12 protein-coding genes are annotated in these 12,523 nt (G+C 68.0%); 1 reads left to right on the forward strand and 11 read right to left on the reverse strand.

Annotation, left to right across the window (positions count from 1 at the left end):
• Window positions 1-62 precede the first annotated feature (62 nt).
• The gene (locus KXC43_RS46305; protein ID WP_221382670.1) at window positions 63-1,865 is read right to left on the reverse strand and encodes an MFS transporter; all 1,803 of its coding nucleotides are present in this window, start codon (window positions 1,863-1,865) and stop codon (window positions 63-65) included.
• 137 nt (window positions 1,866-2,002) lie between these two features.
• On the opposite strand from KXC43_RS46305, the gene KXC43_RS46310 reads away from it, so the two are divergent.
• Entirely contained in the window at window positions 2,003-2,473 is a 471-nt protein-coding gene (locus KXC43_RS46310; protein WP_221382671.1) for a redoxin domain-containing protein, read from the forward strand.
• Window positions 2,474-2,527: 54 nt separating this feature from the next.
• Here KXC43_RS46310 and KXC43_RS46315 read toward each other — a convergent pair whose 3' ends face one another.
• From KXC43_RS46315 to eccB, 10 genes are all read right to left on the reverse strand, one after another.
• On the reverse strand, window positions 2,528-2,749 hold the full coding sequence (locus KXC43_RS46315; protein ID WP_221382672.1) for a hypothetical protein: 222 nt from the start codon (window positions 2,747-2,749) through the stop codon (window positions 2,528-2,530).
• Window positions 2,746-3,555: an RNA polymerase sigma factor gene (locus tag KXC43_RS46320; RefSeq protein ID WP_221382673.1), complete on the reverse strand. Its 810-nt coding sequence runs from the start codon at window positions 3,553-3,555 to the stop codon at window positions 2,746-2,748. Before KXC43_RS46320 ends, KXC43_RS46315 begins: the two co-directional genes overlap by 4 nt.
• A 63-nt stretch (window positions 3,556-3,618) precedes the next feature.
• Window positions 3,619-6,024, reverse strand: a complete 2,406-nt coding sequence (locus tag KXC43_RS46325) for a right-handed parallel beta-helix repeat-containing protein (protein WP_221382674.1) — start codon at window positions 6,022-6,024, stop codon at window positions 3,619-3,621.
• A complete protein-coding gene (locus KXC43_RS46330; protein WP_221382675.1) occupies window positions 6,021-6,392 on the reverse strand; it encodes a hypothetical protein in 372 nt (123 codons plus the stop codon). The genes KXC43_RS46325 and KXC43_RS46330 overlap by 4 nt, the downstream gene beginning before the upstream one ends.
• A complete protein-coding gene (locus KXC43_RS46335; RefSeq protein ID WP_221382676.1) occupies window positions 6,385-6,831 on the reverse strand; it encodes a YbaB/EbfC family nucleoid-associated protein in 447 nt (148 codons plus the stop codon). The genes KXC43_RS46330 and KXC43_RS46335 overlap by 8 nt, the downstream gene beginning before the upstream one ends.
• A complete protein-coding gene (locus tag KXC43_RS46340) occupies window positions 6,824-7,702 on the reverse strand; it encodes a hypothetical protein (RefSeq protein WP_221382677.1) in 879 nt (292 codons plus the stop codon). Before KXC43_RS46340 ends, KXC43_RS46335 begins: the two co-directional genes overlap by 8 nt.
• A 1-nt stretch (window position 7,703) precedes the next feature.
• Entirely contained in the window at window positions 7,704-10,283 is a 2,580-nt protein-coding gene (locus tag KXC43_RS46345; RefSeq protein ID WP_221382678.1) for a hypothetical protein, read from the reverse strand.
• A gap of 80 nt (window positions 10,284-10,363) precedes the next feature.
• Entirely contained in the window at window positions 10,364-10,660 is a 297-nt protein-coding gene (locus KXC43_RS46350; RefSeq protein WP_221382679.1) for a WXG100 family type VII secretion target, read from the reverse strand.
• Window positions 10,661-10,693: 33 nt separating this feature from the next.
• Window positions 10,694-10,999 carry a hypothetical protein gene (locus KXC43_RS46355; RefSeq protein ID WP_221382680.1) on the reverse strand — a complete coding sequence of 102 codons (306 nt, stop codon included), beginning with the start codon at window positions 10,997-10,999 and terminating at the stop codon, window positions 10,694-10,696.
• 113 nt (window positions 11,000-11,112) lie between these two features.
• Window positions 11,113-12,522 carry a type VII secretion protein EccB gene (gene eccB, locus KXC43_RS46360; protein ID WP_221382681.1) on the reverse strand — a complete coding sequence of 470 codons (1,410 nt, stop codon included), beginning with the start codon at window positions 12,520-12,522 and terminating at the stop codon, window positions 11,113-11,115.
• Window position 12,523 lies beyond the last annotated feature (1 nt).

The raw sequence follows: 12,523 nt of genomic DNA on the forward strand, positions 1-12,523 counted from the left end.
TGGGGCGCGGAGGCACGGCGAAGGGTGTCCGGCGATCCCGGTCGGCGACGGGCCGGTCCGGTCTAGGTTCGATCCTCGGCGAGCATCGGATCACCCTTGTCCACGCCGTCGCGGTCCTCGGCCTTCAGATCAGGCGCGACCTTTTCCTCCGCTTTGTTGTTCTTCTCCGTAGCCGAACCGGAGGTCTGATCGCCCTCGGCCGCGCTGGGCGGTTCGGCCTCTTCCGGGCGGACGGGCCGGTCATCCTGGGCGGCGCTGCCGGACGAATCATCTTCCACCGCACCCACGAGCACGTCGCTCTCGGCCACACCGGCAGACTCATCATCCTGAACGGCGCTCCCGGACGAATCATCTTCCACCGCGCCCACGAGCACGTCGCTCTCAGCCAAACCGGCAGACTCATCATCCTGAACAGCGCTCCCGCTCGCCGGCAAGTCACTCTCGGCCACACCGCCGGGCAGAATCACCGCCTCCGGGCTGGGCGGAGCAGGAGTACGCGGGATGAACAAGCTGGTCACGGCAGCGATGATCGCGACGATCACGATCGCGGTCCAGCCGTCCCGGAACGCCTCCAGCGCGGCGGCCGGGGTCGCCGGCGTGCCGAGGACACCGACCAGCAGCGCGACCCCGATCACGGCTCCCACCTGGCGGCCGGTGGTCACGATGCCCGAGCCGGTACCCAGTCGATCAGCGGGCAGCGACCCGGTAGCCGCGACGAAAAGGGTGGGCAGGGCCAGGCCGACACCGATTCCGATCATGATCAAACCAGGCAGGTAGTCGGCGGCGTAGTCGGGCGTCCCGTCCAGTCTGAACAGCCAGAACGCGACACCGCCGCCGAGAAGGAAGTTGCCCGCGGCGGCCACCACGCCGGGGCCGAGGCGGCGTGCCAGCGGAGCGGCGCCGATAGCGAGAGCAGGCACCATCATCGGCCCCGGAGCAACAGCCAGGCCGGTACGCAGCGCCGAATACCCCCAGACGTCCTGCGCCCACAAGATGCCCGACAGCAGAATGGCCGCGAAGACCACCGAGTAGAGCAGCGTGGCGATGGTGGCCAGGCCGAAGGCCGGGGCGCCGACCAGACGAAGCTCGATGATCGGCGAAGCGTGGCGGGCCGATCGGATCAGCAACCAGACCGCAAGAGCGGCCGCGACGACGAAGCCGCCGATGACCTGCGGCGAGCCCCACCCCCAGTCATCCGCCTGCACCAGGCTCAACGCGAGGGTGCCGACCGCCAGGGTCAGCAGGACCGCGCCGAGGATGTCGGGCAACGGCCCCGGCTCGGCTTCGCGGCTTTCGGGCAGAACGCGCCGGCCCACCACGATCGCCACCACGCCGACCGGAACGTTGACCAGGAAGATCCAACGCCAGTCGAGCTCGACCAGAAGACCGCCGACCACCGGGCCCAGCGCAGCGGCGACCCCGCCGGCCGCACTCCAGGCCCGCACCGCCCCCGCTCTGCGCTCGGGCGCGGTGGCGGCCATCAACAACGCCAACGACGTCGGCAGCAGAAGGGCAGCGCCGGACGCCTGGACGACCCGGGCCACGACGAGAAGGGTCACTCCGGGTGCCACCGCACACAGCACGGAGCCGACGGTGAACACAGCGATGCCGATGAGGAAACCTCGTTTGTGGCCACTACGATCAGCCAGCCGTCCGCAAATCACGAGCAGCGCCGCGAAGACGATCGCGTAAGCGTTCAGCACCCAGGACAATGCCCCGAGGGAAGCACCGCCGAAGTCGCTGCCGATCTGGGGCAGAGCCACGTTGACGACGAACAGGTCGAGGTTCGACAGGAACACGGCCACCAGGACCGTGCCGAAGACCGCACGTGAATTGATCTCGGTAGTCTGCTCACGGATTGTCACCGCTGGACCGTAACAACGACGAGTCGTGATCGGCGGCTCGGCGAACAGTCGTCCCGGCCTTGCGAGTAAAACGGACAGTCCACTGCCAGGCTGAGGGTCAGCGGTAAGACTGCAGCCGGGCGACGCGCTAACCCTGCATGACTCAATTGATCCCCGGAGATACCTTCCCGGACCTGGCCCTGACCACCCTGACCGGCGAGATCACCCTGCCCGGCGCGCTCGCCGGTGACTACGGCGTCGTGCTCGTCAATCGCGGCGCCTGGTGCCCGTACTGCGTCGGGCAGCTGCGCGCGTTCCAGCGCTCCCTGCCGAAGCTCACCGAGACTGGCGTCAAGGTCGTCGCGCTCTGGGTCGACGACGAGTCCACGACCCGACAGATCGCCGACAAGCACAAGATCGAATTCCCCTTCGGGTACGGGGTGGACGCACCCGCCGTCGCCGAAGCGACCGGGGCGTTCGTCAACCCGGACCCGGTGCACCTGCAGTCCACCGGCTTCGTGCTCGATCCCACCGGCAAGGTCCTGGTGAGCGTCTATTCGACCGGAGCCATCGGCCGGCTCGTGCCCGAAGACGTGATCGGCCTCGTCCAATACATGAAGGAGCACTGACCGTTGCGTTTCGTCAGCCTGGCGGTACGCCGTTCGTCACGATCGCGGCCGCGGTCATAGCTCCTGGGTCAAAGCCGCCAGCAACCCCGCGAGATCTTCCTCGCACGGTCCGCAGGCGTCCAGGTGGGCGGCGATGCCGGGCTGACGGCGGCGCGCCCGGGCCGGATCGGCGACGGCCAGCTCGGCGTACACATCCAAGAGCTCGATGACCGCACCACAACCGGCATCGCGCGGATCGGTTCGTAACAGACGATCGAGGTTCGCCCATCCATTCATTTCCGCCTCGCTCGCTCGATGCCCAGATACCCGTCTGCTACGAGGGCAGCGCGCAGTTTACGCCGGGCATCGAACATCGTCTTGTAGATCGCGCCGCGGCTGCTGCCCATCCGCTCGGCCAGCACGTCCAACGGCACTCCGTCGACGACGAGCGCTACGAACACCGCCCGCTGATGACCGGTCAGCTCCTGCGCGACGACCCGACGTACGGACTCGATGAGCTCCCGCCCACCGGACACGTCAGCCGGGGACACACCGAGCCGATCAGGGAGCCGCTGCCACGTGTCGGCGTCCAGCCGATGCTCCACCTTGGTCCCGGTCAGGCTCCAGTGGTGCCGGCTGAGCTTGGCCGACACCTCCAAAATGGCGAACTTGTACGCCCAGGTCGTGAACCGGCTCTCGCCGCGGAACTCAGGCAGCTTACGCAAAATGGCGATCATCGCATCGGACGCGGCCTGGCCGATGAGGTCGTCCAGCTCAGGACCATTGATGCCGAAGCGTTCGGCGCGCCGGCGCGCCTCGTGGTGACAGGCCCGCATCAGCAGTTCGTGCAGTCGACGGAGGCCCTCGTCATGAACTCGGCCCTGGGATCGCAGCAATCGAAGCCATTCGTCTGAGGCCTGGTCAGCACCAGTAATCTCCGCATCAGAGCTGTCCGCAGCTTTAGTTACCAGCGCGGAAGGCATCTGGCACACGTTTGAGAGTTCCGCGTGATGCCTGATCACGTCATCGGGGTTGACCATGCCGATGGAGACGTTCCCCGGCCCGACCGGGTTCACCAGAGGTGAACCGCCCAGTTCGGCCAAAGGCCATCTACAGGACAAATACCGGCGTCCTCGCCGGTACCGAACCTCGTTCAGCGAGCTGGTTCAGTCGGTCGACGCCATCACCGGAAGGTCCTCCGCCGTGAGCAGCGACAACTCGGCGGTGCTCACGTCGGGGAGAGCGGAGAGCCGGGATGCCTGAAGGTCGGCCATCCGCTCGAAAACCTTGCGGGCCTCACGCCCGTTGCCGAAGGTGCCGTCCTTCGGTATCCGGTCGAAATGGTTCAGCAACGCGGTAGCCGCGGCGGGATCCAGGGTGTAGTCATGCCGCTCGCACTGATTCTCGACGATCGTCACCAGCTCGGCCGGACTGTAGTTGGCGAACTCGATCGTCCGGCTGAATCGGGACTCGAGGCCCGGGTTGGCCTGAAGGAAGGTCTGCATGTCGGCCGAGTAACCCGCCGCCACCACGACCACTTCCTCACGGTGGTCCTCCATCAGCTTGACCAGTGTGTCGATCGCCTCCCGGCCGAAGTCCGGCCCGGTGCCACCACGGCTGTTACTCAGCGTGTAGGCCTCGTCGATGAAGAGCACACCACCGAGTGCCGAGGTGAACGCCTCCGTCGTCTTGATCGCAGTGCCACCGATGATCTGCGCGACCAGATCAGCCCGGGCCACCTCGACCAGATGGCCTTTCTTCAGGACTCCCAGCTCGGCCAGAATTCTGCCGTAGAGCCGGGCGATCGTGGTCTTGCCGGTGCCCGGTGACCCGGCGAAGACCAGGTGCCGGGCCATCGGCGGCGCGGACAGGCCGGCTTCCACCCGTCGCTTCGACATCTTGTTCAGGTTGATCAGCGAGGTGACCTCCTGCTTGACCCCATGCAGGCCGACCAGGGACTGCAGTTCGCGCAGCGGATCACCGCCCCGCTCGACGACTCGGCCCGTCCCGGCCGGCGCCGGCGGCGCCGCCACCGCGGAGGCAGCCGTGCCGTAGGAGTCCGGCTGACCGTTTCGCGCGCTGTCGAGGCGTTCCACGGTGAGCGCGCCGACCGGTTCGGCCTGACGCAACCCGGCTCCCTTGTTGTCGCGCACGATGCAGTCGGTCACGCGTACGGCTCGGGCGGTGCGAACCGCCACCCCGTCGCCCGCATTCCCGAGCATCTCCGAGCCGACGATGGTACCGGCCGCGCCGTCGGAGAAGACGACGCCGTCCGCGGCGCCGTCGTGCACCCGGCTGTCGGTCAGCGATATCTGCGCCCCCGCGCCGATCGTGACCCCGACACCACCGACACGGGCGAGGTCGCAGTCACTGAACGACGCCGTCGCCTCACACACCATCAGCCCGTCACCTGGGCTGTTGCGCAGACTCAGGCCGCTGAGGGACGGCTGGGCGCCGCCGCTGACCGTCATGCCGACACCGCATCCGTCGATCGTCACGTTCTCGAAGCGTCCCCGGGCGCCGTCCCCCACCTCGACCGCGGCGCCGTCGCAGCCGGTGATCTCGAGCCGATGCAGCAAGGGATCGGCACCGCTATCCAGGCGCACCCCGGGCCCGGTGCAGTCGCTGACCACCATGCCGGTCAGTTCGGGCGTGCTCTTGGCGTCGATCGACACACCGATGCCGGCGACCTTCGTAGCGACGCACTCGTCGATCCGGCCGGCGGAACGGCCGGTGAAACGGAAACCGCTACGTTGTGCCCCGCTGACCCGTAGCCTCCGTAGCGTCGGGGCACAACGTTCGCCGATGAAGACCCCATCGGCGTTGCTGCCGTCGACGCGGCAGTCCTCCAGCGTGGACGCGCCCGTGGTGGCGAGATAGATGCCGACCCCGCGCGCCTCGCGAACGGTCAGCCGGCGCACCACCGCCTCGGACTGTTGTTCGGCAGCGAAAGCCGGCTTCCCAGTGCCGCTGATCTCGGTGTCCTCGACCAGGATGGTGCCATGCCCGTTGATGCAGATCCCGTTGCCCTTCGCCTCGCGGACGACGCAGGCGAGTACCTGAAGGTTGCCGTGCTCGGCCACGACGACTCCGGAGGTCCCGAGATCCTCGACGCGGCAATCGGCGAGAGTGCTGCCGGTGTTCGAGGTGACCACGACGCCGGCCCCCGCGGCATTGGTCACCCGGCTGTCCCGCATGATCAGTGAGCCTCTGTCACGGACGAAGACAGCGGTCCATGCCGCGGCCTCCAGCTCACACTCGGTGACACTGAGCTGTCCGGCTGTCAGCGCTACGGCCGGGCTCTGCTGGTCGGCGGCCCGGACGGACAGTCCGTTGAGGGCGGCCGACTCGGCCACGAGCGCAACGGGAATACCGGACGGCGGCGCGATACGGACGGTTCCCGGGCCGTTCTCGGCCCGGATGGTGACGATTCGGGTCAGGATCACGTTCTCCTGGTAGGTGCCGGGACGGACATTAACCACCGCACCGTCCGAGGCGACGGCCAGCGCCGCCCCTAATGTCCGGTATCCGGATCCGGCCGACTGGTCGACCGTGATGGATTGGCGACTCACTGCGTCGACCCCTGCCCCTGCGCGGAATCGGGTCCGGGCCGGTGCGGCGGCAGCTGCCCGGTCGGTGCCACAGCTGCGCCGTTGTCCTCATCGAGTGCTATGAACTGCTCGATCACGGCAGTGCCCGTGGCGCCGAACTCCTGGAGGAACGAAAAGCTGCCGTTGAGGGTGTCGAGCGTCATCACAGCGTAGGGTTCGTGTTCATCGGAAAACCTTTTGCCGTATTCGTCGGTGCCCCACGGCTCCGGAAGCGTCGTCCTGATCGTCATGACCCGTTCCACCGCCACGTTCAGCTCAGCGGCGATGTCGGCCAAAGCGGCGAAGACTCGGCGCGCCCCCTCGGGGTCGATGGAGGTCCGGTCAGCCATCGGATGGCTCCGGGCTCTTCTCGGCCTTCTCCGCAACGGTCGGCCGACCGAAGGCGGACCTCAACATCGAATTCACCACCTTGTCCAGGTCGACCTGGCCGGCCGCCAGGTCGCCGAAGTCGACCCCAGGAATCACCGGGCCGCCGGCCATCTCGCCGATCTTGCCGAATGCCGACGCGCGCCCTCGCCGGATGGTGTCGGTCACCATCGTGGCCAGCTCGGCCGGGGCCATGCTGCGGTACTTGGTGTTGTTGAAAACAAGTTTGACCAGTTCACCGCGACCGTCGAACGTCGCTGTGACCATCTTGTTCGCCGACTCGGTGACCGTGCTGGCGGACGCCATCTTCTTCTGGAACTCAGCCAGTTTGCGCTGTTCCTCGGCGAACAAGGCGAACATGGTGTCGAGCCGGCGGGCGCCGCCCGTCCTCTCGTCAGACATCGCGATCTCCTCTCGTCACTTTGGCGATCTGATCGTCGAAATCCTTGCGGAACTGGTCACGGGCAGCTTCGATGCGGTCCGCGCGACCGATCACATCCCAGCCTTCGCGCTGGTTGCCACCCCAGGCTCCCGGTTCGCCCGGCAAGCCGGGCCTCCTGGTGCTGGCGGCATCCGCGGGCTGACCACCCGGTCCGCCCATGCCACCCCCCATCGGAGGCATGAACGGCATCATCGGTGCGCCGCCGCCGGCCCCGCCCGCCCCGGCCGGCGGCACAATCGCGTCGCCGGGCTGGCCCAGTCCGGAGGCCGGCGCCACCGGCCGGAAGACCTGGGCCGGGTCGGTCGCGGCCAGCCGGGCCGGCGCCGATCCGTCCAGTGCGGCGGCGAGTGAACGACGACCGGAGCCCGGTTCCTCCACCGGGACGGGTGGCGGCGGAATCCGGCCACCGAGCGCGTGGCCCACATCGCGGTATCCGTCGGCAACACCGCTCAGGACCTGTTGCGCCTGCTGGTCGTAGGGCAGATCGCCGAGGCCGGAGGCACGCTGGACGATCAGATCACGGACGCGGGTCTGACCGTCGGCGAGCAGGCCGGCGGCGACCCGCAGGTGACGTCCACATTCGTTCTCGTCCAGCTGGTGCAGCAGCCGGCGCGTGCGCCGGAGTGGCTCGTCGAGCCGGGCCCCGGCCGCTGCCGCGCCCTGCCAAGCGTCCTCCAGCTCGCTCTGCAGCCTCTCCAGACGCCCGGCGAGCGTACGCAATCCCCGGCGGGCGTCGTCGAACGCACCGGCACCCTCTTCCATCTCGGGCGGTGCTGCGGACTCCAAGGCGGCGGCCACCTCGACAAGGGTCGCGGGTCGTGTCGCGCTCATGTCAGTTCCTGCCCAGCGGCCTGCTGGCGACCACGTCTTCGACGTCTTCACCCCACATACCGTCCTCACCCACAAGCCAGGTGTTGCGCTCCCGGTCGCGATCACCCTGGGGACTCATTCCCCCGCCCATCGGCGGCGACATCGGCATTCCCCCGTTGCCGGCCGGCGTACCGCTGGACAAAGGCACCTCGGCAGACGAGACCGCCGCGTTGGCCCCGGTCACCGGTGCAAGTTCCAGCGGGGCACGCTGCTCGGGGTCACCGCCCGGAATGTCACCACGCGGAGCGACGCCTCCCCCGGGGTCGCCGGCCGGAATCTCTCGGCGACCGTGGAGGAAGTCGGACATCGATGAGTGGTCGCCGTTCTCCGCGACGAGGTCGTCGACCGCCCGGCCGGCCGATTCCTTGGCCTCGGTGAGGGCGTCGATTCGAGATTGTCGCTCCTCGTCGGTGAGATCGTCGCGACCGGTTTCGGCCTTGGTGTCCTCGATCATGTCGTCGAGTGAGGAAGCGATGGCCTTGTCCGCGTCGGCCAGTGCGTCATCGCGCAGCGCCTCCGCCTCGTCGGTGTCAATCTTCCCATCGCGGTTCAGGTCGCCGTCCGGCCGTCCGTCACCGTTGGAGTCCAGTCCCTCAGCCATCGCGTCGTCGTCCAGGAGCCCGTCGATCGCATCGTCGGCAGCCTTGCGGGCGTCGGCCAGCGCGTCATCGCGGGCCGCCTGCTCCTCGGCCGACCGATCACCGGCGGGCCGGTCGTCACCGAGGCCGTCCGGCGCAACACCCGGAGAACCAGGCACACTATCGCCGTCCGGCGCAACACCCGGAGAACCAGGCACACTATCGCCGTCCGGCGCAACACCCGGAGAACCGGGCACACTATCGCCGTCCGGCGCAACACCGGGAGAACTGGGCACACCCTCGATCAGGGCCTCTTCGCCCAGGGGCCGCCGGAACTGGTCGTCGGCCGCAGACTGCGAACCCGCCGGGTCCTCGGATGTGGTGGCAGGCAGGTCCGTGGTTCCGGGCGGACCTCCGGAGCCGCCCGTCAGACCGTCGATGGCTTTGGCCGCCGCATCCTTCGCATCGTCGAGAGCGCGCTGGCGTTCCTGCTCCACCGCGGCGCCGGGCGAGCCGGGAACCGAGGACTTCGGGGAGCCGAGCCCGGACGACCCTGGAGAACCCACAGGCGGCGCACCGTTCATCGCGGGCCCCAGGCCGATGGGCGGAGTGCTACCGGTGCCGCCGGGCAGATCGGATCCGCCCGATGCCGGCGTACCCTCCATCAGGCCGCCGATGGCGTCGTTGGCGGCCACCTGAGCGTCCTTGAGGGCTTGGTCCCGGGCGGCGCCCCCATCCGGTGGCGCGCCGCCGGAGCTGCCGGAGCCGGAGCCGGATCCCGGGCTACCGGTGGGCGCGCTGACGGAACCCGGCCCGGGAGCGCCGGTGCTCGCCTCAGGGGCGACCGACTCCACCGGCGGGATGTTGCCTCCGCCCGAGGTGCCGCCGGTGCCGCCCGTCCCGAAGGTCTCCGGTGGCGCCTGACCACCGTCGGTGTCCTGCCGCAGATCGTCGAAGACCGCCCCGGCAGCGTCCCTGGCCTCGTCGAGGGCGGCATCGTGCTCGGGGTCGCCGTTCCCGAGCCCGGCGATCGCGTCGTCGACCCGGCCCTCGGCCTCGTCGAGAACGTCGTTCACACCGTCGTCGCTGGTCCCGCTTCCGCCGGTTCCTTCGCTACCGGACCCCTCGCTCCCGGATCCCTCGTCGCCGTCGCCCTCGCTCCCAGAACCTTCGTCGCCGTCGCCCTCGCTGCCAGAACCTTCGTCACCCTCGCCGCCAGAACCTTCGTCACCCTCGCCGCCGGAACCTTCGTCGCCGTCGCCACTGTCACCGGTACCGCTGTCGCCAGTACCGTCGGACTTGACGTTTTCCTGGACACCGACGGTGAGCTGCGGAAGGCTGAGACCGGTATCCCGGTACTGCTGCGACTGTTGCACGAGCAGCGACCGCAGGTTGGACATGATCCAGCGTTCGCCGGCCTGATAGGCGGCGTCCATCGCCTCTCGACGATCAGTTTCGCGCTGTGCGTCAGCGCCCTCGATGCCGGAGTAGATCGCGTCGATCTGATCGCTCGCATACTGTTCGAGCTTGTCGGTGAGCCGATGTCCGGCATCGACTATCGCCCAGAACTCGCTGCGGAAGTTGTCGATACTGGTGCCGACGCCATAGACGGCCGCACCGAAGTTGGCGGAGCGGATGACGTCCTGCACTCCGGTCCGGCTCTTCTCGACGGTTTTGTTCACGTGTTCCACGAACGCGTCAGCCGCCTCGCCCGCGAAGAACGGCTCGTCGCCGGACGTGAGGTCGCTGGTGAGGTCGAGCAGGTCCTGAACCATGTTCTCGAGAGAGCCCAGCGAAGCCGTCCAGGCATCACCACCGTGATACCACTCAACGGCCGGGTTCTTGCCCAGATCGATGAGGTCCTCGACATACGGCGTGAGAGTGGTCCACGTCGGATAGTCACCGAACGTCTCTCGTGTCGGTGGCGTCTTCTCGTCAAAGGTCCCGACTTCGCCCGTGGCCACAGTTCACTCCAGCGTTCTTGTCCGACTTAATTGTGGTGGGAGGGCGCCGGGCGACCAGCGTGGCCGCCCGGCCGGCCTTCTCAGCGAGTTGCGAAGTTGTCCCCGGAACGCCGGTCCTGGTCTTGCATTCTCTCCGCACCTTCTCGCACTTCGATCGCCAGCCTTTGGACGATTTCGTTCAGGTCGGTGAGGTCCGTCTGGATATCGTTCGAGTTCGTCTTGTATCGATCTGCGGCGTTGCCCTCCCAACCCTCCAGGCTGCTGTTCGTCGTTTTCATCATCCCATCGATCAAAGTTTGCACCTCTCTCTTCTTCGTATCCAGATACTCGGTAAAGTCAGAGAGAGGGCCGTACTGATAGTTGAACGAATCGCTCATGTGAAATCGTCCTTTCTTTCAAGCGCGCAGGAATCAGAGTCCACCGAGAAGATTCTTGACCGACAGCTCGTTTTCCTCATCCACCGCCGTCATAGCCGCGTCGGCCGCTTCGACTGTTTCGATCATGATTTCCAAGTGCTTAACGATGCTCTCGGCCTCGCGTGCCCATTCATCACCACAAAAGGCCACAGCGCCTGTCATTCTTCCCGGGTAATTGGCTTTCAGAAGCTCGGTCTCCTTCCGCACATCTTCCGCCTTTAGACGGATCTCGGTGACCGTGTCGCGGTGAGCGGCCGTCACCGCGACGACCACCCCATGATCAAGGAAGGTGTTAGGCATACTTATCTCACCTTTCATCGAGACGATTTGACCGACCGGACCATGACATCAGATAGATCCGGCGAGTGGCCCGGGCAAGAGTCCGAACGGTTGATGTGTAGGGGTTTCCCCCGTCAACCTCCGACCATCTGGGTCCGCAAGGCCGCCGCCGGGTCCAGGACCGCTCCAGTGGGCAGCAGTTCGAGCAGCTCTGCCGGGACGTCGACCGGCGGCCGGCCGGCGTAGCCCAGCGCCTCGACCCCGGCCGGGGGCAGCGGGTACTTCGCGCCGTACTCGGTCACGAGGAACACCGCCCCACCCGGCGCCCCCGGGGCATAAGGATTGCGCGTCAGAGCGCCCATGCCCGGAGCGATCAGTACCCGGTCCACTGTGCCACCAGCGATGGCCGCCCGGGGGACGGGCAAAGCTCGAGAAACCTGCTCGGCCCGCACCCGGGCCAGCGCCACGGTCACATTGCCACCGGACCACCCGTACCGGATGCACGGAAGACCTTCACCGTTCAGCACTCGGGGCGGGGTGGGTGGATAGCCTTCGACGAACTCGGTGCTGGCGGTGACGGTGGCGGCTGCCATCTCGTCCGGTCGTACCGAGATCGGGCTCACCGCCGCGCCCGGATACGCCCGCCGGATGGCCGGGTCGGCCAGCACCAGTGCCGCGACGGTCGGGCTGAGCCGGGCCAGCCCGTCCGAGCGGGCGAGGAACTGCTCGACCGTACCGCTGGCCGGGTTGCGCACGGTGTAGACCTGGCCGACCACGGAGGCACGGCCACCGATCACCGGCCCCCGCCGGCCCCGGCCCGCCACCACCGGGAATGCCAGATCCCGTCCCGCCGGGATCGGGTTGAGCCAGGCCGGCGTCACCGGGACGGCGTCCACTGCCGCGTAGCCCAGTGCGACCGCACCCGGCCCGGACAGCCGGAAGCGCCGGCCCTGCCAGATCAGGTACGTCTGCCGATCCGCAGTACGCACCAGGAAGCCGCCCTCCGCCCCGACCGGTGACGAGTCGGCCACCCCGCCCAGCATCAGGGTCGCGGCCGGCACCCCGGCCGCCGACGGGGGTTGGGCACAGACCGTCCAGTCGCCGGTGTAAAGACGGTCGGCGGCCGGGACCGCATCGGGTGCGCCGGCGATGCCGATCGGTGCGCCCACCGGCAACCCTCTCAAGGAGTTCTGTGCCACCTGGGTCACCTTGGCCGGCGTCCCGCTGCCCAGCACCAGACGGGCCGAGGCGTAGTTGAGCACCGGACGCAGCTGATCGTCGATGAGCAGGTAGCGGGCTCCGGTCTCGCGGACCGCGATCACCACACCGCTCTGCCGCCAGGACCGGTCGCCGCCGGGCCGGAAAATGCCGTAGATGCCGAAGCCGCCAGCGATCACCACCGCCAGCAGCATGCCGATGAGCAGTCCCAGCATCGGGCGCCGGTTCGGGGCCTCATAGGGGTCGGGCCGGCCCTGCATGACCGCGGCGTTGAGCCGGCCGACGACGTAGAAGTAGGCGTGGACCTGGTCTCGACGAGACTCCATC

The organism is Paractinoplanes polyasparticus, from assembly GCF_019710575.1.
GTDB lineage: Bacteria > Actinomycetota > Actinomycetes > Mycobacteriales > Micromonosporaceae > Actinoplanes > Actinoplanes polyasparticus.